The sequence below is a fragment of the Geomobilimonas luticola genome, assembly GCF_018476905.1.
Classification (GTDB): domain Bacteria; phylum Desulfobacterota; class Desulfuromonadia; order Geobacterales; family Geobacteraceae; genus Geomobilimonas; species Geomobilimonas luticola.
In genome coordinates, this window is sequence record NZ_JAHCVK010000002.1 from 409,347 (window position 1) to 435,569 (window position 26,223).

A 26,223-nucleotide genomic window follows, 5' to 3' on the forward strand; every position below is an offset into this window, starting at 1 on the left:
TAAATAATGACCGACAATGACGTCCACCCTTGAAAATAGTTCGTCCAAAAGTAGAGATTTCTGGCATATTGCACCACAAGAGGAAGAGCACTTTGCCATGAAGAAGTCGAAATTCACGGAGGAGCAGATTGTTTTTACATTGCGCTAATCATAGGCCAGAACCCAAGTCACAGAAGTATACCGCATAATGGGATTTCCGAATATACCAAGTTTTAATGGAAAGATATAACTGATCTGGATACTAATTTATGATTATTGTAAAACTGATAGGTGGCCTTGGAAATCAGATGTTTCAGTATGCTGTGGGGAGGAGTCTTGCCTTAAAGCACGCAACTGAGCTCAAACTTGACCGGACTTTCCTTGACAGCGAGCAAAATGGATACACACGACGTAAGTTTGAGCTGAATTGTTTCAACCTGAATGTACAATTTGCATCACCTTGTGAACTTTTAAAATTTGCTGTCAAAGACAGTTCAGTGCTGGTCAAGCCGCATTTATGGCTTCGCAGGCTCTGGAATAATGTTCTGTTGAAATCATGTGTTGTTAAAGAGAAGCACTTTCAATTTGATAGTACTGTAATGCAATGCCATGATAACAGCTATCTTGCGGGATACTGGCAAAGCGAAAAGTATTTCCAATCAGTTATAGATGTTATAAGGAACGATTTTACATTTTGTGATCCTCTGGAAGGAGTAAATTATAAACATGCCAATCTGATAACTACAACAGAATCTGTTTCACTGCATGTACGTAGAGGGGATTTCATTGCAAACAGTAAAGCAATTAATTTTCATGGGACCTGCGATCTGGCGTATTATCAACGTGCCATTTCTCATATTGCTCCAATAATTTCTTCGCCACATTTTTTTCTGTTTTCAGATGATCCTGAATGGGTCCGTGTAAATCTGCAACTGGATTTTCCTTCGACCATCATTGACAATAACACGGGCAGTGCTGGACATCATGACATGCATCTTATGAGCCTTTGTAAGCACAACATCATTGCAAACAGTTCTTTCAGTTGGTGGGGGGCCTGGCTTAACCGCAATCCCGATAAAATTGTGCTTGCTCCAAAGAGATGGTTTAATGACCCATCTATAAACACGGAAGATATTATCCCTGGATGGTTGCGAATCGAGAATTAACTATAGAGGTCATCAATAGTGTATCCTTTGTTTTCAGCGATAATAACTGTATATAATAAAGAAAAATGGGTTGCTCGATCTGTTACTTCGGTACTTAATCAGGCAGAAACAAATCTTGAACTGATTATCGTTGACGATGGCTCTACTGACGGAAGCATGAACATTGTCAGCAAATTTGATGACCCGCGGATCAAAATAGTCCGTAAATCAAATGGTGGCCTGCCTTCTGCCCGGAATGCTGGTATTGAGGTGGCAGAGGGAAGTTACATCGCTTTTCTCGATGCGGACGATGAGTGGCTTCCGTGGCATCTCACGACTACATTAAAGGCGTTTGAAAGCCACCCGGATGCGGTAATTGTGGGTAACAGGTATATAGAGATCCAGTCCGCAGATCCCGCTGGTCCGACTGACCACGGAATTGCATGTCCAGAATCATGGTATGTCGAAAAACTGGATAATTACATTAAAATGATTGCAAGTGACCGATTTTTATTCTGGGTTTGCTCTGGAGTCATAGCAAAATCGGCATTAGATCGCAGCGGTGAGTTGTTTGACACAGATTTGAGTATTGGCGAAGATCTCAATTTCTTCATTCGCATGTCTTTGTTTGGAGACATTTATCTTTCTGACGTTGTCTCGGTAATATACCATCGCTGTGACAACAACAGCATGATGAATTATTCCGGGCAGAAGCCAAAGGTTACCCCTGATTTTTTTAAAGGTGTCAGTATCGACAAGATGTCGAAGGAAAATCTGCGACATGCAAGGAAATTCATGTTTCGTGAGCACCTTAAAAGGGGGTATCAGAATAGAAGTTTGACCTTTAGTTTTCGAGAACTGAGCCAAAATAACTATGTCGTTGCCCCTGGAGCTACAGGTCAGTTGGCCTATGTCATTGTCAGATTTATGCCCGAATTTCTTCTTCGAGCCATTATTTCAGTTAAACATAAATTCAGTGTATGACCTGTCCAAGCGTCACAAAGGATAGCCTGAAAGTGCAAAAGATCGGTATTCTATCCCCAAGCTTCAACATATGGGGAGGCGGCCAGATATATATTGAACAGCTTTGTCTGCACATCTGTAAAAATGGTTTCCAGTGCAGTATTTACACCGCAGAACCGACAAAATTCCAGTGTGCGGTACACGCCATACCAACCATAAACACACCTCTCAAAAGATTGTCGAACGTTTTTTCCATAGCAAAGACCATGCGGGTTGATGGCGTATCACATGTAGTTCTTAACGATCTTTCTTCGGCGTGGCTGGCGCCTTTCTTTCGTCTTTCCGGTCTCAAGGTCATTTCACTTCTGCACATACCGCTCAAACTAACAAGGGGAACTCAGAAGGGGCACAAGTGGTTTTCTTATCATTCGATCAAGTGGGCGCTTCGCTTGGGCGCCCACAAAATATTGAGTGTGAATATGGACAATCTGCAGATTGCCCCTGGTAAAGCGGTTTTCGTAGGCAATTTCGTGCCTGCTTGGGCTTTTTCTTCTGAGGCTGCCGAGATAAAATATGATGTTTGTTTTGTCGGTCGGTTTTCCTGGGAAAAAAATGTTCCTTTACTATTGCGTATTGTCGCAAATGCACGTTTATATCATGGCCGTGACTTGAAGGTCCTTCTTGTGGGCGACGGGCCGGAAAAAGGAGAAATCGACAGGCTGGTCGTTGAGCTTGGTATAACAGACCTTGTAACCATGTCCGGTTGGCTTTCACGAAAAGAGTTACTATCTTCATTACGTTCTGCACGATGTTTTGCTGTCACGAGTCACCATGAGGGCTTTGCAACGACTCTTCTCGAAGCACATGCGTGTGGACGCCCAGCTTTTACAACGAATGTTGGCTACTGCGGAACCTTTGTCGAACATATCGGCAACAAAACTGGTTTTGTATTCAATGCTGAAGAAATAGATACAACTGAATTTTATACAAAATTATTTTGTATAATCGACAATTATTCAGATTTTGCCGATGATTGTATCGCCAAAGCGGTGCTGTTTTCCGAGGATAAAGTAATCGGTAAGATATTAGCAGCAATAATTTCCTGTTAATGCAGTCTGTAATGAGGAGTATTGTGATTAAATGCATACATCTCATACCGCGTGACGGTTTAGGTGGTGTTGAAGCTGCAGCACGTTCGTGTGTTGAAAATGCCTCTGATAACAAAGATATTGATTTCAAGCTAATGTTGTTGGAGCGTAACGCATATTTGTTACAACAATCTATACATAACCACAACAGAGTTATCGCTTCACGCTTCAAGTCCATCAATAACCCGCTCGCTTATATTTCAGCATTGTTCAAATTGATAGTCGAAAAGCCATCCGTGTTGGTATGTTCATTGTGGCGTACGATGCCCATAGGAATTATATATAAATTGTTGTTTCCAAATGTTAAGTTTGTCTGTTTTCTACATTCAGCGAAGTATGCTCATTTTGTCGATAAAATTCTAAGTCACCTTGGCATGTTTTTCGCTGATGGCATTTATACGGATTCAGGTAAAACACTCTCTTCGCGTGTCCCCGTCAAATTCCATCAATGTAAGAGATTGCGTATTGTTTCTTTTGTTTTGCAAAAAGTGGATGTTCGCAGTCTCCCTAACAATTCTCCAGTATTTGTTTCGTGGGGGCGTCTCAATCTCAGGAAAGGAATAGATCGCGCTTTACATGTGTTTGCACACATTTTGGGAAAACGTCCAGATGCCGTTTTTTATATTTATGGGCCAGACGGGGGCGAAGAAAGCAAATTGCGGAACCTGGCTGTTGAGCTGAATATATCTGCAAGTGTTATGTTTCTGGGGAAAACTCGCTTCGAGGAGATCAAAGAGATAGCGACCAAATTCTCATATTATTTGCAGTTGAGCAGGGATGAAGGAATGTCAATTTCCGTCGTCGAAGCTATGCAACTTGGGCTTGTCCCCATAGTCACGCCGGTGGGAGAGATTGGAAATTACTGTAAAGATGGTATCAATGCCATAGTAGTTAACGATTTTGACGGAATTGTTGAACGAGTCATTGCTGTTCTAGAAGATGACAGTAAGTATACAGCCATGCAGAAACATTGTGTTGCGCATTGGCAAAATGTGCCGTTGTATAATGATGACTTTAGAGCTGCAGTTGCAGAATTGGATTGCAATAGTTCTAAACAATAGATTAATGGAATATTCATAATGACATTATCCGGATATGTTTTTCTATTGCTTTGCATAAACATTACTATAGTAATTAGTTATAGTAATTTGATCAGAGCCAGAATGTTCCCATGGATAATCTTTATATACCATACTTTCTTTTCTCTTCTTTACTGGAGATATTCACTTAGCCATTCCGCAGACGCCGCCAGGTACTTTTCCGCAGTCAATAAAGTTACGCCATTCAAAATCGGAACCGGCTTCATTGAATGGCTCGTTAACCGGCTTTATGCTATTTTTTCCGGGAGTTATCTGGATTATTTCTTTTTGTTCACTCTGCCTGGCTTTATCGGCCTTTGTTTGCTGTATCGCATCATTATCGACACCATCCCTTTCGAACTTCCCCGGCGTGTTCAATTGGCAGCTATTTTGTTCGTTATGCTGCCTGGAATGAATTTCTGGACAAGTGCAATCGGCAAGGACAGCACTATTTTCCTGGGCATCATGCTGTTCATATGGGGGATGGTTATGCCATTCCGGCGTGTACCGGCATTAATGGCTGGGATGCTGGTTGTATTTCTTATAAGGCCTCACATGGCAGCCATTATGGGACTTTCACTCATTTCGGCGTTGTTATGGAGCAAACGGGTATCTTGGGCTTTAAGGATTATAGGCCTGTCGGCCATAACTCTTTTAATTGTAGTGATGTTGCCTACAATCACGAACTATATAGGCATTTCTTCAACCAACCCCTCTGACGTAGTGGACTATATCGAGTCACGCCAGGGGCAAAATATGGAAGGAGGCAGTTCAGTAAACATAAGTCAGTATCCGTTGTATCTACAGGTGTTCACCTATCTGTATCGTCCGTTGTTTATCGACGCAAATAGTGCACTGGCACTTGTGGTTTCCCTGGAGAATCTTTTGTGGCTGTACGGCTCGCTCCTGTTATTAACCGCCGCTTTCCGCAATGTCGTCAAGAACCACTACAATTCATTGTTCATTTATTTTAATATTTTCTATGTCATGTTTGGCACCATCGTGCTGGCAACCACAACTCCAAACCTTGGTATTGCTATTCGCCAAAAGACAATGCTTCTGCCCAGCCTTGGCCTGTTGATTTTGATGACTTACGCTGTCAGGTTGCGCGAGAAAATGTCAATACAAAGCAATAACACTTCAATTTAAGCAAACAGAGTTTTGACTATTGAAAAAGATTGTAATCATAGGCGGGTTGGCTGAGTCCCTCATAAATTTTCGTGGATCTCTTCTGGCTGAAATGGCATCGCAGGGTTTCGAGATCCATGCCTGTGCTCCGGCAGCGCCCCAGCAAGTCCAGGAGAAGCTTACCGCTCTAGGTGCTCATTACTACGATATACCTCTCTCCAGGACAGGCATCAACCCAATACACGACTTTTTGACAGTGCGGGCTATCTACCAGTTGCTGCGAAGCGTGCGGCCGGACTTTGTCCTCAGCTATACGATCAAGCCAGTAATTTATGGTTCTCTGGCGGCTCGTTTTGCTAGAGTTCCCGGTATCTTTTCCATTATAACCGGCGTTGGCTATCTCTTCTCGACGAAAGGTGCCAAACCATGGCTGGCAGGAAAGGTTGCAAGCTTCCTTTACCGTGCAGCACTTCGACATAATCGAAGAATATTCTTTCAAAACCCTGATGATCGCGATTTGTTCTTATCACTCAAGTTGATCAAATCGGAGCAGGTGGTGATTGTTAATGGATCGGGAGTTGACACTGACTATTTTCAAAGAGTGTCGCTGCCGGTATGCCCGGCATTTCTGCTGATCGCGCGTCTACTGAACGACAAGGGGATACATGAGTATGTGGAAGCCGCAAGGGTACTGAAAAGAACATTTCCCATGGCAACATTCGCACTTGCCGGGTGGCTGGATGAAAACCCGGCATGCATTAAACATGCAGAACTGCAATCCTGGATCGATGAAGGACTCATCAATTATCTTGGTCGGCTCGATGATGTCCGACCGGCACTGGCTGCGTCTTCAGTGTATGTCCTTCCATCTTACCGCGAGGGAACACCACGCACGGTTCTTGAAGCCATGGCCATGGGTAGACCGATTGTAACAACCGACGCGCCAGGCTGCCGCGAGACCGTCAAAGATGGAGATAACGGCTATCTTGTCCCGGTGAAGGATGCAACGGCCCTTGCAGCAGCGATGGAGAAGTTCATACTGCAACCGGAATTGATCGAACGGATGGGGAGACGCAGCAGAGAGATTGCTGAAGAAAAGTACGATGTGCATAAGGTGAATTCAGTGATTATGCATCACATGGGCCTATCGAATGAAACGTGCATTTGATGTCATGACAACCTTTACTGGTCTGCTTCTTTGCTGGCCACTGGTTTTGATTCTTGCACTGCTGGTACGAATCCGGCTCGGTTCCCCGGTTTTCTTCCAACAGAGCCGTCCTGGTCAGCATGGCAAGCCGTTTCTGATGTACAAATTCAGAACAATGACCGAGAACCGAGATGGGCAAGGCAATCTGCTGCCGGACAGTGAGCGTCTGACCGCCTTCGGCAGATTCCTCCGCAGCAGCAGCCTGGACGAACTGCCGGAACTTTTGAACGTGCTTAAGGGTGACATGAGCCTTGTCGGCCCCCGGCCGCTCCTGATGGAATACCTGCCCCTCTATACCCCCGAACAGGCCCGCCGCCACGAAGTGCGCCCCGGCATCACCGGCTGGGCCCAGGTGAACGGCCGCAATGCCATCAGCTGGGAAGAGAAGTTCAAGCTCGATGTGTGGTATGTGGACAATCAGTCCTTCTGGCTCGACCTGAAGATTCTCTGGATGACCTTTATCAAAGTGTTCAAACGGGAGGGGATCAGCCAGGAGGGGGAAGCTACTATGTCAAAATTTATGGGCAAATTTTGATATCAATTTTGAATTTTGAATTTGAATTGAAAAGCAATTTAAAGCAATTTTGGATTTTGGGTGAGAAATGAAAGAAGACAATATTATTCAGAAGAAAAGCTATGACTTTGCTCTTATGATCATTGCTCTTTATCGGCAACTCTGTAAGTCAGGCGAGTTTGTCTTGTCGAAACAATTACTCCGGTCTGGAACCAGCATTGGGGCTAATGTTGAGGAAGCGCAAGCTGGGCAGAGTAGAGCGGACTTTGTGTCGAAGATTTCAATTGCCTCAAAGGAAGCACGAGAAACCTGCTACTGGTTACGGCTGCTGCGAGATAGCAACATGATTCAATAAGATGAAGTGGTACCTCTTTTGTCCGAGGCAGAATCCATCGTCAATATTTTAACTTCAATTGTCAAATCAACGAATCAGAATAATTCAAAATCAAAAATTCAAAATTCAAAATCGGATTTTTTATGAAAGAAAAAATCTTCGTCTTCGGCGCAAGCGGTCATGCCAAGGTGGTAATCGATGTCATCGAACAGCAAGGGGTGTATGATATTGCCTTCCTTGCGGATGATGACCCTGCGCTGAAGGGAACGCACATTTATGGATACCCGGTGATCGGCGGGAAGGCTGATCTGCTTGCCAGCGGTATCAAGCGGGGCATTGTCGCCATAGGGAGCAACAAGGCCCGCAGCAGTGTTGCCGCATGGCTGTCGGGCAACGGCTGTGAACTGGTGAGCGCCATTCATCCGTCGGCGCAGCTGGCGCGCGGCGTAACCATAGGGAATGGCACGGTGGTCATGGCGGGGGCGGTGATCAATTCCGATACCTCCATCGGCTTTGACGTGATCGTGAACACGCGGGCCAGCATCGACCATGACTGCATCATCGGCAGCGGCGTGCACATCGCTCCCGGTGTGACCCTGTGCGGGACCGTGGCGGTAGGGGCGGGGAGTTTTGTCTGTGCCGGTTCGACCATCATCCCCAACCTGACCATCGGCAGCAACGTCACCGTCGGCGCCGGCTCGACGGTCATCAGGGATGTGCCGGATAAAGTGACGGTGGTGGGAAGCCCGGCTAAAGTTGTAAAGAAATTTTGACCCAGACTGCGGGCCTAAAGAGTTTTGGATTTTGAATTTTGAATTGAAGGCGTGACTATGAATTCGAAAAAACTTGCTATAGATGGCGGTACACCTGTCCGCTCTACCCCTTTCGCCCCCTGGCCCTTCTTCGATGCCGATGAAATAGCTGCTGCAACGGCCCCCTTGCAGTCCGGCAAGGTCAATTACTGGACTGGGACGGAAGGGCGGGAGTTCGAGAAAGAATTCGCCGCCTTTGCCGGCTGTCGCCACGCCATTGCCCTGGCCAACGGTACGGTGGCGCTGGAACTGGCCCTGTACGCTTTGGGGATCGGTCCCGGCGACGAGGTGATCACCACCAGCCGCACCTTCATCGCCTCGGCCAGTTGCATCGTCATGCGCGGCGCGACGCCGGTCATTGCCGACGTGGACCCGGTCAGCCAGAACGTGACTGCCGATACCATCCGCCCTTGCATCACCCCCCGCACGAAAGCTATCATCGCCGTTCACCTGGCCGGTTGGCCGTGCGACATGGATCCGATCCTGGAGTTGGCCCGGCAGCGCGGCCTCAAGGTCATCGAGGACTGTGCCCAGTGCCACGGCGCGACGTATAAGGGGCGGCCGGTCGGGTCGCTGGGTGACGTGGCGGCTTTTTCCTTCTGCCAGGACAAGATCATGACCACGGGAGGGGAGGGGGGTATGCTGACCACCAACGACCCTGCCCTATGGGAACGGGCCTGGGCATTCAAGGACCACGGCAAGAGTTTCGATGCGGTCTACAATCGCCAGCACCCACCCGGATTCCGCTGGCTCCACGAATCCTTTGGCACCAACTGGCGGATGACCGAGATGCAGTCGGCCATCGGCCGGGTGCAGCTGCGCAAGCTCCCCGAGTGGACCCGCATCCGCAATCGCCACGCCGCCATCCTCACCGAAGGATTCTCGCACATCCCGGCCCTGCGGCTCACCATCCCACCGCCAGAGATCGGCCACGCCTATTACAAATACTACGTCTTCCTCCGCCCGGGAACGTTCGAGAATTCAAAATTCAAAATTCAAAATTCAAAATTCCCATCTTTTCGGGATAGGGCCATGGCGGCAATTAACGCCGAAGGTATACCCTGCTTCAGCGGCAGTTGCAGCGAGATCTACCTGGAGAAGGCGTTCGACGGCCTGCGGCCCATGGAGCGGTTGCCCGTGGCAAAGGAACTGGGGGAGACGAGTTTGATGTTCCTGGTGCATCCGACTCTGGGCGACGAGGATATGCGGGACACGGTTCGGGCTGTGGAGAAGGTTATGAAGGCAGTTTTGAGTTCTTAGTTTTGAGTTTTGAGTTAAGGGCTTTTGACGCAGAGGCGCAAAGACGCAGGGAAAAACCGTGGCGAAAAACTTGTCTCAGAGCATAACCCCCCTCAATCCCCCCTTATCTAAGGGGGGAAGCGAGCGGAGCGGAGCAGGGGGGGTACTGATTCTCTCCGCGTGCTCTAGTGAACGGAGCGAACGGGCGAGAGAAAGACAGTTTTGAATTTTGAGTTTTGAGTTGAAACCCGGATCCCAGGTCCCGAGTCCCGGTCTGCGGATTGACAAACCGCTCTGTCAATAGTACTATTAACCGCACGGTGACAAGTCTTGTCGGAGGTGCGGTGTGAAGACGATTGCTGCGAACGAGTTGAAGACCAAAGGTGTCTCTTCCATCGAGAAGGCCCTTGAAGAGAATGGTGAGGCAATCATTTCGGTGCGTGGCCAGGACCGCTATGTGGTCATGGCCATGGAGGAGTACAACCGGTTGCGGGTCTGCGAACTGGAAGCCGCGCTTTACGAAACCCGCCAGCAACTGGCTGCCGGTGAGTTCGTGGAGGAGAGCGTGGAGGAGCATATCGCGCGGATCAGGCCTGCCGCGAAATGAGCTTCCGCATCGTCTATACCCATAGCTATCTGAAACGCGCCGCGAAGTTCATCAAGCGTCATCCCGAACTCCTCCCCCAGTACGAAAAGACCCTCAAACTGCTGGAACTCAATCCGATGCATCCGTCATTGCGGCTGCATCGCCTGGGCGGCCCCCTGCGGGACCTCCATTCCGTGTCGATCAACATCAGTTACCGCATCACCCTGGAATTTGTGCTGGAAGACGGGAAGATCGTCCCCGTGAATGTCGGCAGCCATGATGAGGTGTATTGAAAAGACAGTAAACCATAACCCCCCTCAATCCCCCCTTATCTAAGGGGGGAAGCGAGCAGAGCGGGTTACAGCTTCTCTCCGCGTGCTCGCTGCGTTCAAGGTGTTACCGGTCCTTTAGGCCCGTTTCTTGGTTCCGAGTACCGGCTGTTTTAAATTCCCTCACATATTTTTACATTTCAGGCACTATTTATATTGTACTGCACAAAATATTGATTTATTGTGCATAACGTCATGAAGAATATCGTAATGAGTCATAAAGTTGAGCGCGACGAGCTGCTGAAGGGTAGCTTCGTCCCGCGTGCAGGTCTTGCTGAAGCGGTGCAGAGCATGGCCGGCGGACTGATCAAGGTTGTTATCGGGCCGCGCCGCGCCGGTAAATCGGTCTTTGCCCTGCAGATGCTGACAGCTGCAACCGGTGCCGACTTCGCCTACGTTAATTTCGATGATGAGCGCCTGATGCAGCCGCTGGATCTGGATGAACTGCTGAAGGCCATGATTCAGGTATACGGCGACAACCGAACCATCTTTTTTGATGAGATCCAGAACGTGACGGGATGGGAGCTGTTTGTCAACCGGCTGCAGCGGCGCGGTTACAACATTGTCCTGACCGGTTCCAATGCCCACCTCCTGAGCCGTGAACTTTCCACACACCTGACCGGCCGCTATCGTGAATTTCGCCTTCTGCCGTTTTCTTTTGCCGAATTCCTGGCTGCCCGCTCCTTTGTGGTGGATGAAACCCTGGCTGCGACCGAACGGCAGGGACTGATACTGAAACAGCTGGACGATTTCCTGCGAATCGGCGGTTTCCCTGAGGTGGTGGTGCGGGGGACCGAGCCGGCCGGATATCTGACGGCTCTTTTCGACGGTATTCTCTTCAAGGATGTGGTCAAGCGTTACGGTGTACGTTACTCAGCCAAACTACACGATGTGGGGCGCTGGCTGATCGGCAATGTTGCGCGGGAATACACCTGCACCAGCCTGAAAAACGCCCTTGCGTTCCGCAGCGTCCATACGGTTGAAAACTATGTGTCATACCTGGTGGAGGCTTTTCTCTTCATGTCGGTGACGCGGTATTCACCCAAGGCAAAGGTGCGCATGTCGGCACCCCGTAAGATATACGCCTACGATACCGGGATGGTCAATGCGGTGCGCTTCCGCACCGGCAGCGATGCCGGACGGCTTCTGGAAAATCTGGTGGCGGTGGAATGGTACCGGCGGGGAGTCGAGTTTTTTTCTTATAGGACTGGCGGCGGCAAGGAGGTGGACTTTGCCGTGCGGACAATTTCCGGAGCATTCAGCCTGTTTCAGGTCTGTTACGACCTGTCGGATGCGAAAACCCGCAAAAGGGAGTTTGCGGCTTTAGCCAAGGCTGCTGATGAATTCGGCGTTGCGGGTGGTACGGTGCTGACCTGGGACGAAGAGGGCGAGGAACTGCTCGGCGACTGCCGGATATTGCTGATACCGGTCTGGAAATGGTTGTTAGGGCAGACTAAAGGCAATTATGAAGTATGAATTGACGGCTCGTTCCAGGTTTTGGAAGTTACCGGTCCCCGGTCCCGGAAGTTAGAGCGAACGGGCGTGAGGTAAAGGTTCAACTTGGGGTTTCTGTTTATATGTTGAAATCTCGTTGTTACCGGTCCCCGGTCCCGAGTCCCGAGTCCCGGTCTCCCGTCATTTCACGGCATGCAATTTCCCTGTTAGTGCTGACATACAGTTCCTGGAAATATTTCCGTTGTAAATCAGCCCCTTATAATTGTTGGGATTTTTCTCATTTTTGGTGTAAGTATTGCTTGTTTTACTCTGATTTAATTTTCATGTAATATTGGACACTAGCCCATGCCCCCTGCCTCTTCCAACCCCCACAAGTACGCCCTGATCGACCCGGAAACCCTCTGGGACCGCCTCCGGAGGCCGTCGGCCCTGAAGCGCTTCCTCTTCTTTTTCCTGGGGGATATCCTGCTGATCGCCCTGTCCCTCTACCTCGCCTTCGCCTTCCGCTTCGACTTCAGGATAGCCCCCCCTTTCCGCCATCTCCTTCTGGATGCCCTTCCCCTGTTCATCCTGGCAAAGCTCGTGCTGCTCGCCCTTGCCCGGGTCTACCGGATGACCTGGCGGTTCGTCGGCCTGAGCGACCTGTTCAACATCGGCATCGCCCTGTTCGCCGCCGAGGCGGCGCTCATGGCCTACATCTACATGCCCCTGTCGGTGGACACCCACAGCCACCTCCACCCGGACGGGTTCCCCCGGAGCGTGTTCTTCATCGATCTCGTCCTGTCGTTCATCCTCATCAGCGCCCTGCGCATCTCCCGCCGGATCTACCTGGAGGTGATCCGGAAGAAGACGAACTTCGTCCAGGGGAAGCGGACCCTGATCGTCGGGGCGGGGGTGACGGGGGAGCTGGTGCTGCGGGACATGGCCCAGCGGGACTTCGCCGAGTTCTACCCGGTCGGCTTCCTGGACGACAACCCCATGAAGGTGGGGTCCTATATCCACGGGGTGCGGGTGCTGGGGGTGACGGACCGGCTGGCGGAGGCGGTGAAGCGGCGCGACGTGGAGGTGGTGATCATCGCCATCCCGTCGACCCATTACAAGGCGCTGCGCAAGATCCACCACGCCGCCCGGGAGGCGGGGATCCAGCGGATCAAGATCGTCCCCCAGATGTACAAGCACCATGAACGGTTCGAGGTGCACCTGAAGGACCTGAGCGAAATCAGCATCGAGGACCTGATCGGCCGGCAGGCGGTGGAGGTGGAGTACGACCGGATCGAGCAGCTGTTGACCGGCAAGGCGATCATGGTGACCGGCGCCTGCGGCTCCATCGGCGCGGAGATCGTCCGCCAGGTCTGCGGCTTCAAGCCGGCCAGCCTGATCCTTTTCGAGATCGACGAGACGGAACTGCACAACCTGCGCCTGCAGCTGAACCGCAGTTTTCCCGACATGGCTGACCGGCTCCACTACGTGGTGGGGGATGTGCGGGATGCCGAGCGGGTAGGGGGGGTGATCGGGACCCACCGCCCCCAGATGGTGTTCCATGCCGCCGCCTACAAGCATGTGCCGATGATGGAGGACAACTCGTCGGAAGCGGTGAAGGTGAACGTCTTCGGCACCCGCAACCTGGCCCGGGCCTGCCTGCAGTACGGGGTGGAGCGGTTCGTCATGATCTCCACCGACAAGGCGGTGATGCCGACGAGCATCATGGGGGCGACCAAGCGGGTGGCGGAGTACATCTGCACCGCCTTCAGCCGGGAAGGGGGGACGGAGTTCACCTCGGTCCGGTTCGGCAACGTGCTCGGGAGCCGGGGGAGCGTGCTGCCGCTGTTCATGGAGCAGCTCAAACGGGGCGGCCCCCTGACGGTGACCGACCGGGAGATGCAGCGCTACTTCATGACCATCCCCGAGGCGGTCTCCCTGGTGCTCCAGGCGGCGGTCATCGGGAAGAACGGGGAGGTGCTGGTGCTGGACATGGGGGAGCCGGTGCGGGTGGTGGAGCTGGCGGAGGAGCTGATCCGCCTGCACGGGCTGAAGCCGTACGACGACATCCCCATCGAATTCGTGGGGTTGCGGCCGGGGGAGAAGCTGTTCGAGGAGATCCTGACCGCCGAGGAGGGGACGGAGGCGACCCGCCACCAGAAGGTGTTCGTGGCCCGGAACAGCGCCGCCCATACCCCCGACGAGATCGACCGGATGCTGGCGGAGTTCGCCGCCCTGCCCGACACGGCGCCGGGAATGGACGGCGGGCAGGTGGTGAAGGAGCTGCTGATGCGGCATGTGCAGCATTACAAGCGGTAAGGCCGGGACCGGGGACTCGGGACCAGGGACCAGGGACTAGGGACCAGGGACCAGGGACCAGGGACCAGGGACCAGGGACCAGGGACCAGGGACCAGGGACCAGGGACCAGGGACCCATAACGTCCAAAACCAGAATAGTCGTCAATTCAAAATTGCTTTTATGATTTTACTGGTCCCCAGTCCCCGGTCCCCAGTCCCCGGTCCCGGTTTTGCTGGTCCCTGATTTAATTAAATGTTGGATTTACCGTGTATTTTGTGGTAATGTGCGGCGTCCGGTTGTTAGGACTAGAGCCGGGCCCATGTTCGATTTTATGACGATGACGAGGAGGTGTTTTTATGACCCAGAGATTTTTTGTGCTGTCGGTGCTGCTGTTGAGCCTGGCCCTGGCCGGGCCGGCCGCTGCCGCCATCAAGGGTGGGGAAGGCTCCCTTACCCTGGGGGCGGGTGGATATGTCTTCGACGGTCAGGAGCACTTGCATGCCGGGCCGGAACTGCTGGTCCGCCTCGGTTACGACATCACGGAGTACGTGGGGATCGAAGGCTCCTTCGGCTACGTGAATACGGAAGCGACGCGACGGACGAAATTGAGCGGCTCGGACCTCCAGGCCCATACGTACCTTTACCGGGCCGATGCACTGTTTTACCTCATGCCCCGTTCGACCTTCGTTCCGTTCCTGGTAGCCGGGGGGGGCGTGAAGCAGGAGATCGGCTCTTCCATGTACGGGAATCGGACCAGTGCCCTCCTGAACGCGGGAATCGGCGCCAAGCTTTTCGTCAGCGACAACGTTGCCCTGCGGGGTGAGTATCGACAGATCGGAACCACCGATTACGCCCAGCACCTGAACTACGAGGCGGCCATGGGGATTACCTGGTACTTCGGCCGGGAGAGCCGTCCGTCTGCGGCACCCAGGGAATGGACGTTGACAGACCCCGCCGCGATGGCTGCCAAGAGGCCGGCACCGGTACCATCTCCCGAACCCGCACCCGCTGCCGCACCCACGGAGCCGGCAGTCGAGATCAAACCGTCAGAAACCGCACCGGTCGCAGAGCCAATGGTACAGCCCGCCGCCAAGCCTGTTGCAGAAGCTGTTCCTCCTGCCGTGCCGGTTGCGCTCGCCGACAAGCAGCCGGAAACGATTTATCCCTCGACGACGATCCCGGTCGTCAGGAAGGTCGTGGTGGTGGGGAACACCATCGCCATCCACACCAGTGCCCCGGTCTCATCTTACAAGACCATGACCCTGGAGAAACCGGCCCGTCTGGCGATTGACCTTTTCGGCGCCGTCAACGGCATGACGGAGAAGAAAGTCGCGGTGAACCAGATGGATATCAAGGGTGTGCGGATTGGCACGCATCCGGACAAGGTGCGGGTGGTCATCGACGCAGCCGGCAGCCGCCTGCCTCCCTACCGGCTGGAAAAGAGTGCGACCGGGCTGGATCTGGTCATTACGTATTAAGCTTAGTTTTGAGTTTGAATGTTCTAAAGCCAGGCCGGGATATCCCGCCTGGCTTTTTGCCTTTACAATCGGGACACGGGTGGGCTAAGAATAGAAAGGCAATTTGAGTTATGAATTTTGATCAAAACTGCGGGCCTGAAGAATGTTGAGTTAACGACGTTCCGGATTTAGAAGTTACCGGTCCCGGGTCCCTGGTTCCGGCCTCTAAGAAAGGATTTTGCTCCATGAGTACTGAACATGTTCTGGTCACCGGCGGGGCGGGCTACATCGGCAGCCACGTGGTGCGGCAGCTCTCGGAGGCTGGTTACCGTGTGATCGTGTACGACAACCTCTCTACGGGGAGCGCTGAGGCCCTTGTCCATGGCGAGACGCTGGTGGTGGGAGACCTGGAGGATACCGGCAAGCTCGATGGAGTGTTCCGGAGTTATGCTCCCGCGGCGGTGCTCCATTTCGCCGCCGCCATCGTGGCGCCGGAATCGGTAAGCGACCCCTTGAAGTACTACGCCAACAACACGGCCAATACCCTCCGCCTCCTCCAGGCGTGCGTCCGGCACGGGGTAGGGCGGTTCATCTTCTCCAGCACCGCGGCGGTGTACGGCTTTCCCGAGGGGGGGATTGCGGCGGAGTCGAGCCCGACCGTTCCCATCAACCCCTACGGCACCTCCAAGCTCATGAGCGAGTGGATGCTGCGGGACACCGCCCTGGCCCATGGCCTGCGCTATGTGGCGCTCCGCTACTTCAACGTGGCGGGAGCCGATCCCCAATCCCGCATGGGGCAGCGGACCCCGGAGGCGACCCATCTCATCAAGGTGAGCTGCCAGGCGGCCCTGGGGATGCGTCAGGGGGTAAGCATCTTCGGCACCGACTACCCGACAGCCGACGGGACCGGCATCCGCGACTACATCCATGTGGAGGACCTGGCCGCTGCCCACCTGGCCGCCCTCGCCTATTTGGAAAGGGAAGGGGAGTCGGATACCTTTAACGTGGGGTACGGCAGGGGGAGCAGTGTCCGGGAGGTGATCCGGGTGGTCAGGGAGGTGAGCGGCATCGACTTCCCCGTAACGGAAGCGGCCCGCCGGCCGGGGGACCCGGGCGAGCTCGTGGCCCGCGCCGACCGGATCCGGAACGTGCTCGGCTGGGAGCCGAAGTTCGACGACCTGCAGACCATCGTGGCCGACGCCTGGCGCTGGGAGCGGAAACTTGCGGGGGTTTAGTATTACGCTTGACGTAATACTTGTTGTTAGATAGGATAAGTCATACGATGATAAAAACCTTCCGTGACAAGGATACCGAAACGCTCTTTAATGATACAATGGTACGGCGTTTCACGTCGATTGAACGACCGGCGCGACGTAAATTGTACTACCTGCACAGGGCAAGGTCATTGCAGGACCTACTCGTTCCTCCAGGTAATCGGTTGGAAGGATTGAGTGGAAATAGGACCGGACAATACAGCATCAGGATAAATGACCAATGGCGTATTTGTTTCACATGGAGTGACGGAGATGCCTACGACGTTGAGATTGTGGATTATCACTGAAAGGCTTGCACTATGAAAACCTCACTATCTCCTATTCACCCAGGTGAAATATTACTCGAAGAGTTTCTCAAACCTATGGAGATCAGTATTAACAGACTGGCCCGGGAGATTGATGTTCCCCCGGGAAGAATAAGTACCATAATTAATGGCAAGCGATCTATAACCGCTGATACAGCACTCCGTCTGGGGCTTTATTTTGGAGTGTCTCCGGAATTATGGTTGAATCTGCAGACGGATTATGATTTGAGGATAGCACGGCAGAAGACCGACCTTCGCATTACACCGCTTAAACTGGCTTCCTGAAAGAAAATATTCATCATAGGACACCATCAATGTACAAACTGAAAATCCATACCTCCTTCGCCGCCGCCCACAACCTGGTCCACTACCAGGGGGATTGTGAAAATCTCCATGGCCACAACTGGAAGGTGGAGGTGACGGTCACCGCCCGGGAGCTGGACAAGTCGGGGCTCGGCATCGACTTCAAGATCCTCAAGTCGGAGACCAATACCCTGCTCAAGACCCTCGACCACAAATACCTGAACGAGCTTGCTCCCTTCACGGGGCTCTCCCCCTCGTCGGAGAACATCTCCCGCTACCTGTACGGGGAGCTTTCCAAGCGCCTCAACAGCGATAATATCGAGGTGGTGGAAGTGACGGTATGGGAGTCGGACGTGGCCTGTGCGTCGTACTATGAAGAGCGCTGAATAGAATAGAGTGCTGCAATCGTCTGCTTGACACGGCCTATCGATGGATGTATCGTTCTACCACTACATTATCGATATGGAGGCGCGATGGAAGCAGTAAAAATATCACCCAAATTCCAGGTCGTCATTCCTCGTGACGTACGGGAGAAGCTTCGTCTCGTCGCCGGCCAGACAATGCAGGTTGTGGCCTATGGCAATCGGATTGAGTTGATCCCCGAGAGGGAAATCACCGAGATGCGGGGTTTTCTCAAAGGGATAGACGTTACTGTCGAACGTGAGTCGGACCGTCTATGAATGTGGTCGATTCCTCAGGCTGGCTCGAATATTTCGCTGACGGACCGAATGCCGGCAAGTTTGCTCCTCCCCTTGAAGACAGAACCTCTCTCGTTGTCCCCTCCATTACCATTTACGAAGTGTTCAAGGTGGTTTGCCGCCAGAGAGGCGAGGATGCCGCGTTGCAAGCTGCGGCATTGATGCAGCAGGGGGCGGTAGTGGAATTGGCGCCGTCACTGGCGATGATCGCGGCAAAAACCAGTCTTGAGTTTTCACTCCCCATGGCGGACAGCATCATTCTCGCAACGGCTCGCCTCTATGGTGCACAACTTTGGACCCAGGATGAACATTTCAGCGGTCTGCCCGATGTACAGTATTTCCCTCGATAACTAAACGTTTACATTTTCCCGAGGTTTTCCATGAGCAATCGTACCGCCGACTGCATCGAACTCTTCTCCTCCATCCAGGGTGAGGGGATGCTGGTGGGGCTGCGGCAGGTGTTTCTCCGCTTCCACGGCTGCAATCTCTCCTGCGACTACTGCGACACCGTCAGCCCGGCTCCCCCCGCGGTCTGCCAGCTGGAGGGGACGCCGGGACGGCGCGATTTCCTTCCGGCCGCCAACCCCGTTGCGCTCAACCGGATCGTCGGCATCCTGGAAGGGTGGGAACGGGGGTGGCCGGGACTCCACCATTCCCTCAGCCTCACGGGTGGGGAACCGCTCCTCAATCACGAGACCCTGCAGGAATGGCTGCCGGTCCTTCGCCGCCAGCTCCCCATCTATCTGGAGACCAACGGCGTTCTCCACAGCGCGCTGGAAAGCGTCATCCAGCATATCGACCACGTCAGCATGGACATCAAGCTTCCCTCCACCTCCAACTGTGGCGACCTGTGGGACCGCCACCGCGAGTTCCTCCGGGTCGCCCGGGATAAGAAGCTCTTCGTCAAGACGGTGATCGGCTCCTGCACCGAGGAGTGGGAGATCTCCCGCACCTGTGAAACCATCGCCGCCATCGACCGGACCATCCCCCTCATCCTCCAGCCGGTTACGGACAGGGAAGGGGGGGTGAGCATCCCGCCGAAACTGGTACTGGAGCTGCAGGAGCTCGCCTGCCGGTATCTGGCGGAGGTGAGGGTTATACCCCAGACCCACCGGTTCATGGGACAACTTTAGAGGCCGGGACCCGTGGTCCGGGACTCGGGACCCGTAAAGGCTTGAAAGCAGGGATCCGGGACCGGGGACCAGGCAAATACAAAACTTACCAACATAAGGGTTTTACTGGTCCCGGATCCCGGGTCCCGGCTTACAGATCCCGAGTCCCGGATCCCGGTCTCCAGGAGGTTGAGATGATTATCGAAGAGATGACCATGGACGAGTTTGCGGCGGGGGTGGAGCGGACCCGGACGGTATTCATCCCCTTCGGCTCGGTGGAGGAACATGGCAGCCATCTCCCCCTTTCTACCGACACCATCCAGGCATACGAGGTGGGGAAAAAGGCGGCTCTCCAGATACCGCTCTTCGTCGCTCCCCCGATTCACTATGGCAACTGCCGCTCCACCGCCCGCCATCCCGGCACCATTTCCATCACCACCACTACCTTAAAGTATTTATTGAAAGATATCGTTATATATCTCCGAAATCACGGATTAAGGAGTTTCATCGTCCTCACCGGACATGCCGGCGGCGCCCACCGGATGGCGCTCCAAGACGCGGGGGAAGAGCTGATCACGGAGTTTGCCGATATCCGGATGGCGGTGGTGACCGAGTTTGAGCTGGCCAGCCGGGAAGGCGCGCCTATCGTGGAGACCGATGGGGACTCCCACGCCGGCGAGATCGAAACCTCCCGCATCCTCCATACCCATCCGCACCTGGTCAAAGGGAGCGGCGTCCGGGAGTTTCCCCATTTCCCTCCGGGGGGGATCCTGGTGCGGGACAAGCAGAAATACTGGCCGGGGGGCGTGTGGGGGGACCCGACCAAGGCCACGGCCGACAAGGGACGCCGCCTGGAGGAACTGGTGGTGGCCAAGGTCGTGGAACTCGCCCGGAAGCTTGAAGCGTTCGACTGGTAGCGAAGACAAAATTGATCGTGATATCCACATTGTGCATCGGCACGGGAAAGCTATACTTCAACAGTATATCCCCGACTGTCAGGGGTACATCGCGGCCAGGAGGAGATCATGAAGAGATCATGCGGGATCAGGGTATGCCTTGTCGTTAGTGTCATGTTTGCTGCCGGATGTGCGAGCAAGCCCCCGACCTTGGGTGAGAAAATGCTTGCCCATGGCGTAAGCGCCCAGGAGCTGGCGAAGATGTGGACTGAAGGAAACGAACTGTTTATCGAAGGTGAGCAGTTGAAGAAAGAAGGCCTGAAACTGATTGAAAAAGGACAGATCAAAGTCGAGGAAGCAGATGAGATGATGGCAGAGGGAAAACGCATGATGAATAAAAGCGAAAAGACCTTTGCCGAGAAATATCCTGACGATCACTCATTGAAATAGGTAAAACCAGACACAAGTATTTAAATCAGCATATTAATAAATAAAGGTAAAGCTCTACATTAACTATTACAGCTGCTCGTCGTGGGGGCGTATCCCCATCAACTCTCCGTTTCGGGTGGAGGTGTGCATGCGCTGGGAGGATGGACGACGGAGTGATAACGTGGAAGACCGCCGCGGCAGCAAGGTTACCCGCGGTGTGGTCGGCGGAGGGGTGGGCACGGTCATCCTGGTGCTGGTTGCCATGTATTTTGGCGTTGACCCGTCGTTTCTCCTGAATATGGCATCCACGGAATCCAGCCGTCCCGGGGTCACCGGATCTGCTGCCCGGCCTGCCGATGAAAACAGAATGGCGGAATTTGTTTCGGTTGTGCTCGCCGATACTGAAGATACCTGGCGCGAGCTGTTCAGGCAGGGTGGGAATACCTACCGGGAACCAAAGCTGGTGCTGTTCACCGGCGTCGTACAGTCCGCCTGTGGCACGGCCGATGCCGCCGTCGGGCCTTTTTACTGCCCCGGTGACCAGAAGGTGTACATCGATCTGGCGTTCTACCAGGAATTGAAGAACCGTTTCGCGGCACCCGGCGATTTTGCCCAGGCCTACGTGATTGCCCATGAGGTCGGCCACCACGTGCAGAATCTGCTGGGGGTCTCGGATAAGGTACATGCCGCTCAATCCCGGGCAAGCAGGAAGGACGCAAATCGTCTGTCGGTTCTCCAGGAACTGCAGGCTGACTGTCTTGCCGGTGTCTGGGCGAACCATGCTGACAAGGCTCGCCACATACTGGAATCGGGCGATGTGGAGGAAGCTCTCAATGCGGCGAGTGCCATCGGCGACGACCGTCTACAGAGACAGTCCCAAGGTACGGTTGTTCCCGATGCCTTTACCCATGGAACGTCCGAACAGCGGGTTCGCTGGTTCAACAATGGCTTGAAAACCGGCGACATCAACCAGTGCAACACCTTCAAGGCTGCCCAGCTCTAATCTCCCCACCTTAAAACCGCTCAGGCAATGCTTCTAGACAGGCGGCTTCCAAATTTGCGTTCTGAGCGGTTTTTTCCCGGCAACCAATACAGAGACATGTCCGCATACAGGTGAGATGGGATTGATTCGGCAGTTTACCGGATGTAAGGGCATGTTTTGCGTCCCATAAGATATATTATGTAAAGTACAGTCGACTGGAATGTACTGGCCTTGTCAGCGCCAGATTGATTCAGATATGCCACCTCTCCTGTATCCCGTTTCGTCGATTGAGCCGGAACACCTGCAACCGACGAAACGGGATTATGCACCGGGACATGATCGTGTTGGCATTGTCCATGTTCGTGAACGAGTCACTCCCTTTCCCATCATCATACTCAGGGTTATTTGGCGCCGCGGCAGTCGCTGTCTTGAGAAACCTTCACCTCCTGGGCCAGTCATGGCATTCATAGCATCCGACCATCTCGCCCTTGGCGTATATCTTCACGTCAGGACCGGTGGTCCGGAAGCTGCGTGCGGTAAACGTCATGGAGAGTCTGGTTCCCCGGTAGTCCTTGCCGTGGCAGACAGTGCATGCTTCCGGAGAGGTTTTGGCTGCGCGTACATGGGTATATACCCAGGTATCGCCGATGGTGTGGAGACCGTGTGGTCCGCCGGCATCACTCTGCGGCAATTCCCGCAGATGACAGACGGAACATTCAGCCAAGGTCCCTGCATACCCCTGGAGTTTGATGCTCTGCATGTTGTCGTTGTCTTCCGAGGAGGAATATTCGGCATGGGTTGAACCGTGACACGCTTCGCACTGCATGCCTCCATGGGTCGCTCCGACTTTGAAGAGTGCTGGACCTGTCGTGAAGATGCTTACCGTCTGCCGGAAGTTACCGGAAGCATCGAGGGCTGAGGTGTCACGCACGTACGTCCCGTCCACTGTCTGGTAATGACAGTAGTGGCACTTGGGGAGGTCGACCCAGCCGGCTCGTTCCGATCCGCCGACGACAAACATGGAGCCATGACAGCTCTGACATTCGAGTGTGGCAGAGCCGTCAGTGTTCCTGGCGTTTCCCATGACACCGCGCAGGCACTGGGTCGTGGAGCCGGGATGGCAGTAATAGCACCCTGTCCGGTCCATGGTATCACCGAGGCGCATCCCCGTGTTGTCATCCATGGCGTTGATCCCGTGCCACGAGTGCATTGAGCTCGTAAGCTGTTTCACTCCGACAACCCCTTTCGTCCCCAGGGCGTTGGACGGATGGCACGTGGCGCAGAGGATCGGGGTTCCCCCGTCGGAGGTGGCCAGGAGCCCGGCAGCTGCATACCCCTGCTGGGCCAAGGCGTCTGCATAGAGGGGGTTTGCTGCGTTCCTGGTATCATGAAGAAGAAGGATGTTTCTCCGCCAGTCTTTGACGGGACTGGAATCATAGACCCAGTCCGGCGACGGTTGGGCCATCGGATCACCAATCCCCGACGTGTGGCAACGGCTGCACGCCAGTTCATCGCTGACCGGCAGCACCGTGACGGTCGTCGCAATGACTTTTCCCCGGTCATCCCTGGCCTCGACCTTTATCATCGGGTAATAGTTGGTGGCACCGGCATCGTCGTAGGGGACGATCGGGATGCCTTCAGCCTTCCAGAAACCGGCTGACGGGTCATAGGCCATGGGCGCAGGTATGGTCCCCGGCGTTCGATTCCCCGCCAGACCGGTATCCGTCGGCAGGGTAGTTCCGAAAAGGGCAGCCACCCACTGCCAGAAGTTGGTTTTTCCCTGGCTGGTGGAATTCGTGGAGCCGTGCGTGTCGGTGGTCGCTGTGTAGGTTACGGTAACGCCCGTTGTTACCTGCTTCCCGGTAAGACGGTCAATCAGTTGGGCATGAAGGTTGTTGTAGGGGGGAAGAATCGCAAAGACCGAATAGTCGTTGTCTATGCAGTGCATCCCCAGGTCGTTCCAGGCGATCAGCGAATACTTGCCGGCGGCGGCACCCCCTACCTTCGTATCTGAAACAGGCGAGGCACCGACGTCTCCGCTACATCCACTCATGCTGAACACAAGCGAAAGGATAGCTGCCGTGAAAAATAGATTTTTCATACCTCCTCCTTCAGATGAGCTTGGGCTTACCATGGCTGTTTTCGGAGTTCGAGCACTACCCAGAACCCCGCTGTCTCTCACTGCAATTCGACAATTCACTCACGAAAAAACTTTGTGTAAAAATATTCTAACAAATCTATTTTGAGCAGGAATGAGGGCAATGTCTGATTTTCTCATAAGACATTCGGACAGAGAGATAGGGTGTTTGAAGAGGGGATGTGCTGCTTCTTGGTCCTACAAGGATAGGGTGAGCGTGAGACGTTGGGATACGTCCTCAACTCGCGGCACTCTTGGTCTTTTCAAGGTTGCGCAGGAATATAGGGATCAAGTACCACGGGTGTTTTAGAGCAATTTGTTTTCTATGACGAACCTCGTCAGTTCAGCATTGTTCTTCATGTTCAGCTTGCGCAGGATGTGGGCACGGTAGGTGCTGACGGTCTTGACGCTCAGGGCGAGCTCGGTGGCGATCTTGCCGACCGGCTTGCCGGAAGCTATCAGGCTCATAACCTGGTATTCACGGTTGGAGAGACTGTGGAGCATATCCTGCTGATTCGTTTCGCTGAGACCGTTGACGAGTGATTCCGCCAAGGCGGAGCTGACATATTTTTTCCCCAGCGAAATTTTCTGCAACGCTTCGAGGAGTTCGTGGGACGGGCTTCCCTTGGTTAGATAGCCGGAAGCTCCCGATTTGTAGGCTCGGAGCGCATACTGCTCCTCGGGGTGCATGCTCATGACGAGCACCGGCAGTTTCGGCCTGATGCTTTTCAACTCCACCAGGACATCGAGCCCGTTCCTGCCGGGCATGGAAATATCGAGAATCACCAGGTCGAAATTGTTGTTCTGTACCTTGTTCAGAAGCTCCTGGCCGTTGACCGCTTCGTCCACAACGGTCATGTCGACAGTCGAACCGATAACCTGCTTGAGCCCTTCCCGAAAAATGGCGTGATCATCGGCTACGAGTATCCTGGTGGGCATTCGTCTCCCCCTCCCTGTTCAATGGAATTCGTGCAACAACTGCGGTTCCCCGTTGCGGAGAGCTGCATATCCTCAGCTTCCCTCCGAAGGCCCCGGCCCGCTCCCGCATCCCTGCGATACCAAGGGACCGGAGTTCCTTCTTCTCTGTTTCGGCAATCCCCCGTCCGTTGTCGAGCACCGTCAAGGTCAGCCAGCCTTTCCTTTCCACCAGGTTCACCTGGACATTGGTGGCACCTGAGTGGCGAATGACATTGCTCAACGCTTCCTGGAAAATCCGGTAAATCGCTGTCGACACGTTGCGGTCCAGCTTCTTTTCGGCGAGCAGTACGATGGTCTTGCAGGGAATCCCGCTCCTTTTCTGAAATTCCTTGGCCTGCCATTCAATGGCGTCGGCAACCCCCAGTATGTCAAGCATTACCGGACGCAGTTCCGAAGATATCCGTTGCACGGTCATGATGGACGTGGTTATCAGTTGTTCCATCGTGTTTACCCTGGCGACAAGCAGGGGGTGGTCGCGATATTCCTGGGCCACGAGCGACACGTTCAGCTGGAGAGCTGCCAGCATCTGGCCCAGCTCGTCGTGGATTTCATGGGCGACCGCCGTTCTTTCTTCTTCCCGTGCGGACATGATATGTGTCGCGAGTTTCCGCTGCATCCTCAGGGAATCGTTCAGCGAATCCTCCCATTGTTTACGGCGGAAGACCTCCTGTAAATTCTCTCCGGACTGTTCCTGCGCACGCTTGTGTGGATCTCGTTTCGCAGGAGTCCGTCCTGAGTCTCTCCGGTCGGTGATATCGATCATCGCGATACGGCACTCGTCACCCGACGCAGCGCAAACCCCCTCGCAGCGGATAAGGGACCGCTTCCCCGCAATGGTGTATTCCATGTCGCAGGTGGCTTTCTGTTCTCCACCGAGCATGTTGTCGAAAAATTCCGCATAAACCGCTCGTGCGGAATCGGGGAGAAGGCGTTCTAAACGCTGCCCTATCAGGTCGGCACGTTCCCTCCCCAGAAGGGTTGCCCCCACATGATTGACCGTCCGGATGACACCGTTTCGCCCCAGGATGACACCGGCGACCGGGGCATGGTCGAATATGTCGTTATACTTTTGCAGTACCTTTTCAGACTCGTTCATTGCCTGGAGAAGTTCAGCGTTCTGCATTTCCAGCTCGTTTCTCTGCGCTTCGAGCTCATGCAGCAGCATCTGCACCTCGTCCTCCGTCTGGCAGGAAGATATTGCCGGCAGAGGGGGAACCGGACGATCCTTCGAAGTGCGGCTCAGTTCGGTGGATATGGCTGGCACGTTCCCGTCATTATCCGTTTCCAATGGTTGACCTCGCATGCCCGCTGTGCATCTGCCTGCACAACGGATAGTATACCCGATGGTTGGCGGTTTGTCTCCAAGGCTATACTGGCCTCACGGGAATAATAACAGGCTGTTTGCTGCCAGGGTATGGGCAACTGTCCGTATTTGCGCTAAGATTTAGTGATTGAA

28 protein-coding genes are annotated in these 26,223 nt (G+C 53.7%); 25 read left to right on the plus strand and 3 right to left on the minus strand.

The features are described from left to right. Nucleotides 1-248 precede the first annotated feature (248 nt). The 25 genes from KI810_RS08605 (at nucleotide 249) to ypfJ (ending at nucleotide 21,673) form a co-directional block, all read left to right on the plus strand. A complete protein-coding gene (locus tag KI810_RS08605; protein ID WP_214175098.1) occupies nucleotides 249-1,145 on the plus strand; it encodes an alpha-1,2-fucosyltransferase in 897 nt (298 codons plus the stop codon). Between the two features lie 18 nt (nucleotides 1,146-1,163). Next, nucleotides 1,164-2,108: a glycosyltransferase family 2 protein gene (locus KI810_RS08610; RefSeq protein WP_214175099.1), complete on the plus strand. Its 945-nt coding sequence runs from the start codon at nucleotides 1,164-1,166 to the stop codon at nucleotides 2,106-2,108. 32 nt (nucleotides 2,109-2,140) lie between these two features. Next, nucleotides 2,141-3,196 carry a glycosyltransferase family 4 protein gene (locus KI810_RS17575; protein WP_214175100.1) on the plus strand — a complete coding sequence of 352 codons (1,056 nt, stop codon included), beginning with the start codon at nucleotides 2,141-2,143 and terminating at the stop codon, nucleotides 3,194-3,196. Nucleotides 3,197-3,219: 23 nt separating this feature from the next. Next, nucleotides 3,220-4,296, plus strand: a complete 1,077-nt coding sequence (locus KI810_RS17580) for a glycosyltransferase family 4 protein (RefSeq protein ID WP_214175101.1) — start codon at nucleotides 3,220-3,222, stop codon at nucleotides 4,294-4,296. A 102-nt stretch (nucleotides 4,297-4,398) separates the two neighbouring features. After that, a complete protein-coding gene (locus KI810_RS08625) occupies nucleotides 4,399-5,463 on the plus strand; it encodes a hypothetical protein (protein WP_214175102.1) in 1,065 nt (354 codons plus the stop codon). 19 nt (nucleotides 5,464-5,482) lie between these two features. Beyond that, nucleotides 5,483-6,610 (plus strand): glycosyltransferase family 4 protein, encoded by a 1,128-nt coding sequence (locus tag KI810_RS08630; protein WP_214175103.1) that lies wholly within the window; start codon nucleotides 5,483-5,485, stop codon nucleotides 6,608-6,610. Next, on the plus strand, nucleotides 6,594-7,184 hold the full coding sequence (locus KI810_RS08635) for a sugar transferase (RefSeq protein ID WP_214175104.1): 591 nt from the start codon (nucleotides 6,594-6,596) through the stop codon (nucleotides 7,182-7,184). Before KI810_RS08630 ends, KI810_RS08635 begins: the two co-directional genes overlap by 17 nt. 67 nt (nucleotides 7,185-7,251) lie before the next feature. Further along, on the plus strand, nucleotides 7,252-7,518 hold the full coding sequence (locus tag KI810_RS08640) for a four helix bundle protein (protein WP_246525382.1): 267 nt from the start codon (nucleotides 7,252-7,254) through the stop codon (nucleotides 7,516-7,518). 122 nt (nucleotides 7,519-7,640) lie between these two features. Further along, the gene (locus KI810_RS08645; protein ID WP_214175105.1) at nucleotides 7,641-8,270 is read left to right on the plus strand and encodes an acetyltransferase; all 630 of its coding nucleotides are present in this window, start codon (nucleotides 7,641-7,643) and stop codon (nucleotides 8,268-8,270) included. Between the two features lie 57 nt (nucleotides 8,271-8,327). Then, complete coding sequence (locus KI810_RS08650) at nucleotides 8,328-9,569, plus strand: DegT/DnrJ/EryC1/StrS family aminotransferase (protein ID WP_214175106.1); 1,242 nt, start codon at nucleotides 8,328-8,330, stop codon at nucleotides 9,567-9,569. Between the two features lie 325 nt (nucleotides 9,570-9,894). Continuing rightward, the gene (locus KI810_RS08655; RefSeq protein ID WP_214175107.1) at nucleotides 9,895-10,155 is read left to right on the plus strand and encodes a type II toxin-antitoxin system Phd/YefM family antitoxin; all 261 of its coding nucleotides are present in this window, start codon (nucleotides 9,895-9,897) and stop codon (nucleotides 10,153-10,155) included. Continuing rightward, nucleotides 10,152-10,427, plus strand: a complete 276-nt coding sequence (locus KI810_RS08660; protein ID WP_214175108.1) for a type II toxin-antitoxin system RelE/ParE family toxin — start codon at nucleotides 10,152-10,154, stop codon at nucleotides 10,425-10,427. Before KI810_RS08655 ends, KI810_RS08660 begins: the two co-directional genes overlap by 4 nt. A gap of 246 nt (nucleotides 10,428-10,673) precedes the next feature. Next, nucleotides 10,674-11,939: an ATP-binding protein gene (locus tag KI810_RS08665; RefSeq protein ID WP_214175109.1), complete on the plus strand. Its 1,266-nt coding sequence runs from the start codon at nucleotides 10,674-10,676 to the stop codon at nucleotides 11,937-11,939. A 324-nt stretch (nucleotides 11,940-12,263) separates the two neighbouring features. Beyond that, the gene (locus tag KI810_RS08670; RefSeq protein ID WP_214175110.1) at nucleotides 12,264-14,216 is read left to right on the plus strand and encodes a polysaccharide biosynthesis protein; all 1,953 of its coding nucleotides are present in this window, start codon (nucleotides 12,264-12,266) and stop codon (nucleotides 14,214-14,216) included. A gap of 336 nt (nucleotides 14,217-14,552) precedes the next feature. After that, a complete protein-coding gene (locus tag KI810_RS08675) occupies nucleotides 14,553-15,674 on the plus strand; it encodes an outer membrane beta-barrel protein (RefSeq protein ID WP_214175111.1) in 1,122 nt (373 codons plus the stop codon). 224 nt (nucleotides 15,675-15,898) lie between these two features. Further along, nucleotides 15,899-16,888 (plus strand): UDP-glucose 4-epimerase GalE, encoded by a 990-nt coding sequence (gene galE, locus KI810_RS08680; protein ID WP_214175112.1) that lies wholly within the window; start codon nucleotides 15,899-15,901, stop codon nucleotides 16,886-16,888. A gap of 47 nt (nucleotides 16,889-16,935) precedes the next feature. Then, entirely contained in the window at nucleotides 16,936-17,214 is a 279-nt protein-coding gene (locus KI810_RS08685) for a type II toxin-antitoxin system RelE/ParE family toxin (protein WP_214175113.1), read from the plus strand. Between the two features lie 12 nt (nucleotides 17,215-17,226). Beyond that, nucleotides 17,227-17,517: a HigA family addiction module antitoxin gene (locus KI810_RS08690; RefSeq protein WP_214175114.1), complete on the plus strand. Its 291-nt coding sequence runs from the start codon at nucleotides 17,227-17,229 to the stop codon at nucleotides 17,515-17,517. 29 nt (nucleotides 17,518-17,546) lie between these two features. Then, nucleotides 17,547-17,921: a 6-carboxytetrahydropterin synthase QueD gene (gene queD / locus KI810_RS08695; RefSeq protein ID WP_214175115.1), complete on the plus strand. Its 375-nt coding sequence runs from the start codon at nucleotides 17,547-17,549 to the stop codon at nucleotides 17,919-17,921. Between the two features lie 87 nt (nucleotides 17,922-18,008). After that, complete coding sequence (locus tag KI810_RS08700) at nucleotides 18,009-18,215, plus strand: AbrB/MazE/SpoVT family DNA-binding domain-containing protein (protein ID WP_214175116.1); 207 nt, start codon at nucleotides 18,009-18,011, stop codon at nucleotides 18,213-18,215. Beyond that, nucleotides 18,212-18,583 carry a type II toxin-antitoxin system VapC family toxin gene (locus tag KI810_RS08705; protein WP_214175117.1) on the plus strand — a complete coding sequence of 124 codons (372 nt, stop codon included), beginning with the start codon at nucleotides 18,212-18,214 and terminating at the stop codon, nucleotides 18,581-18,583. The genes KI810_RS08700 and KI810_RS08705 overlap by 4 nt, the downstream gene beginning before the upstream one ends. Before the next feature lie 30 nt (nucleotides 18,584-18,613). Beyond that, complete coding sequence (locus tag KI810_RS08710) at nucleotides 18,614-19,366, plus strand: 7-carboxy-7-deazaguanine synthase QueE (protein ID WP_214175118.1); 753 nt, start codon at nucleotides 18,614-18,616, stop codon at nucleotides 19,364-19,366. Nucleotides 19,367-19,539: 173 nt separating this feature from the next. Continuing rightward, a complete protein-coding gene (locus KI810_RS08715) occupies nucleotides 19,540-20,262 on the plus strand; it encodes a creatininase family protein (RefSeq protein WP_214175119.1) in 723 nt (240 codons plus the stop codon). A gap of 108 nt (nucleotides 20,263-20,370) precedes the next feature. Continuing rightward, a complete protein-coding gene (locus KI810_RS08720; RefSeq protein WP_214175120.1) occupies nucleotides 20,371-20,691 on the plus strand; it encodes a hypothetical protein in 321 nt (106 codons plus the stop codon). A gap of 127 nt (nucleotides 20,692-20,818) precedes the next feature. Further along, the gene (gene ypfJ / locus KI810_RS08725; RefSeq protein WP_214175121.1) at nucleotides 20,819-21,673 is read left to right on the plus strand and encodes a KPN_02809 family neutral zinc metallopeptidase; all 855 of its coding nucleotides are present in this window, start codon (nucleotides 20,819-20,821) and stop codon (nucleotides 21,671-21,673) included. Between the two features lie 418 nt (nucleotides 21,674-22,091). Here the strand turns inward: ypfJ and KI810_RS08730 are convergent, their stop codons facing one another. From KI810_RS08730 to KI810_RS08740, 3 genes are all read right to left on the minus strand, one after another. Further along, nucleotides 22,092-23,753, minus strand: coding sequence for a cytochrome C (locus tag KI810_RS08730; RefSeq protein WP_214175122.1), 1,662 nt, complete (start codon nucleotides 23,751-23,753; stop codon nucleotides 22,092-22,094). A gap of 342 nt (nucleotides 23,754-24,095) precedes the next feature. Further along, a complete protein-coding gene (locus KI810_RS08735; protein WP_214175123.1) occupies nucleotides 24,096-24,728 on the minus strand; it encodes a response regulator in 633 nt (210 codons plus the stop codon). Next, complete coding sequence (locus tag KI810_RS08740; protein ID WP_246525384.1) at nucleotides 24,700-26,055, minus strand: sensor histidine kinase; 1,356 nt, start codon at nucleotides 26,053-26,055, stop codon at nucleotides 24,700-24,702. Before KI810_RS08740 ends, KI810_RS08735 begins: the two co-directional genes overlap by 29 nt. Nucleotides 26,056-26,223 lie beyond the last annotated feature (168 nt).